This is a genomic window from Mesorhizobium sanjuanii (assembly GCF_002529485.1).
Lineage (GTDB): Bacteria > Pseudomonadota > Alphaproteobacteria > Rhizobiales > Rhizobiaceae > Mesorhizobium > Mesorhizobium sanjuanii.
On sequence record NZ_NWQG01000044.1, the window covers coordinates 1 to 2,584 of the forward strand.

2 protein-coding genes are annotated in these 2,584 nt (G+C 65.4%); one reads left to right on the forward strand and one right to left on the reverse strand.

The genetic code is table 11. The features are described from left to right. A partial coding sequence (locus tag CN311_RS32915; protein ID WP_208866458.1) for a hypothetical protein occupies positions 1-192 on the forward strand: 192 nt, incomplete at its 5' end. 15 nt (positions 193-207) lie between these two features. Here CN311_RS32915 and CN311_RS08345 read toward each other — a convergent pair. Further along, positions 208-2,584 (reverse strand): SEL1-like repeat protein (locus CN311_RS08345; RefSeq protein ID WP_165779633.1); only part of this gene is annotated, 2,377 nt, incomplete at its 5' end.

The following is a 2,584-nucleotide window of genomic DNA, read 5'->3' on the forward strand; positions in this document are numbered from 1 at the left end:
GGAGATAGATGCCCACCCGTCAGTCTCGATCAATATGCCTGTCGGCGAATGCAACCGTTGCGGGCATCTTGCGCCAAAAAAGCTAAATTGTTCTTGCGCCGGCCGGACGGCGAAGTCAAACCTCGCCGCGCCGCCGAAACAAAAACAACTCAATCAGTTAACAGGCAAATGTGTGGCAAGGGCATCGTGTAAACGACGCATCTGCCGTTATTTGCGCGCCAGCAGCGCCTTGACCAGCTTTTCGTCGACCGTACCGGTCGCCTTCATCTTGTTGTCGGTCTGGAAAGCCATGATCGCGGTCTTGGTTTTCCCGCCCATCACGCCGTCGGCGTTGCCGGCCTCATAGCCGTTCTTGTTGAGGATGCGCTGTATGTTCTGAACCGCCTTTTTCATGTCGACGCTGGCGGTGATCTGGGGCGTGCCATCCTGCCAGGATTCGGGAATGTCGGCCGAATTCGCCGCCGGATCGAGCGGCTTTGCCTTCCACAGTTCGGCGGCGGCGCGGGCGCGTTCCAGCTGCTCGGGCCTGAGCGCGTTGGCGATCTCGTCGCGCTTTGCCGCCGCGTCCTTGTCGCCGGTCTTGGCGACGAGCGCGAACCATTTGTAGGATTCTTCGAGGTTCTGCTTCATCCCGACGCCTTTCGCCGCCAGGATGCCGAGATTGAACTGGCTGTCCTTGACGCCGAGATCGGCGGCGGCCTGGAACCACTTGGCAGCCGATTCATTGTCGGTCACACCGTCCGCCGCCATGGCGAAGAGCACGGCCAGATTATGCATGGCGCTGGCGTTGCCCTGTTCCGCGGCCAGCTGGTACCAGGTCTTCGACTTCTTGACGTCGCGCGCGACGCCCACGCCCTTCTCGTAGAAATTGCCGATGCGGTACTCCGCCGGGGCGAAGCCGAGTTCGGCTGATTTCTCGTACCATTTGGCGGCCGCGGCCATGTCTTCCTTGACGCCGCGCGATTCGGCATAGCGCGAGCCGATCTCGAACAACGCCTTGGCGTCGCCGTCGGCCGCCGCGTCGCGCAACGCCGCCGGGCCGGCATCGGCCGGTATGTCGATCTTGGCAATGGCTGGCGTCGTCGAAGCATCCGCGGGCGCAACCGCGCCGGTCATGTCCTGAGCGCTCGGCGTGTTCGCCGGCGCAGTGGCCATTGGCTCGGCAGTGGTGGTTTCCGCGGATGTCGAGGCAGTCGCTTCCGGCGACGCGGCCATCGCATCAGGCGACGCCGCCGATGCCATTGGAGCAGGAGCCGCGGGAGCAGGGGCGGGCTCTGCGGACATGGAGTCCATCGGGGTTTCGGCTTTGGTCGGCGCGTAGAGAGCGGTCTGCGCCGTCATATCGTCCTTGGTCAGGGATGCGGATGGCTCTGCCTGCCTGACAGTACGGTCCGGCTCGCTGTCCTGATCTGCGATTTGCGCAGCCGTCTTCGGCTCGCTGGTGGCACCGGCCGACGCGGTTTCCACCGGCTGCGCCGCCACGATCGGCGCCGCATCGTTGCTGGCCATTTCGACGGGGTCGGAGAAGAAGGCCTTGCCCAGTTGCTGTCCGGAAATCGCCAGCAAGATGGCGGTTGTCCCCATCAAGAGCGGCTTGCGCCGCTTCTTGAGCAGGTCGCCGATTCTGAGCGCCTTCACCGGGCCGCTCTTCGTCGACTGCCGCTTGAGAACCTCAGCCTCGGCGGCGGCGGCCTGTGCCGCTCGTCTGGCCGCCGCGATGAAATCCGACTTCGCCGTATCGGTGTCGCCGGTCCTGGCCGCCGGTCCGCGCTCATCACGAACGCGCTTCATGATGGCATTGAGGTCGGGCGCGCCGGAGCCGGGCTCCAGGGGCCGGTTGGCAAGCTTGGGGTCGAGCGGCTCGTCAAGGTCGACGCTTGGTATCTCGACACCAGGCTCCGATCCTGCAAGCGGCGGAATGTCCGCCTCCTTCTTGCCCTTGAAGGCGCGCGCCAGTCCACCGAACATCGACTTGCGGCCGCCGGCCGGTTCGTCCGTCTCCGGCAGTGTGTCGGAGCCAAGCGCGGCCATGGCCGCCGCGGCCGCGGCTTCGGCCGGTGTGCGCTGGTTTGGTCCGTTGCGCATGATGGCAGCGGCACGGCTCTCGAGTTCGGCCATGTCACCCATCAGCGGCAGTGGCTGGTCGATATCCATGGACGGCGCGGCCTGAACGGTCATCTTCGCCCGCCGCCCGCCGCGCCAGCTGTCCGGCTCGGACGGCGCATTCAGAAGTTCGCTCACCGCGTCGGTCGGCTCGCTGGTTTCCAGCGACCCCAGCCGGTCGACGATCTTGAGCAGCGTGTCGTGGATGGCCTCGAAGGTTCGTGAATTGCGCTCGTCGGAACGGCGCGTCAGTGCTTCGAGCGTCTTCAGATCCTGGGCGAGCCCGGAAACGGCCGCGGTGTTGGCGCTGGAGCCGGCCATCGAACTGACGGCGTTCTCGGCTGCCTCGCGCGCCGCGGTGAGGATGGAATCGCGGGTTCCAGCCAGCGACTTCTCGATTTCGTTGAGGCGGGGGCTGATGTCCTCGAATTCCGGCAGTGGTGTGCCGGGTTTCGAAAGATGGGCCGACAGGCCCGCGACC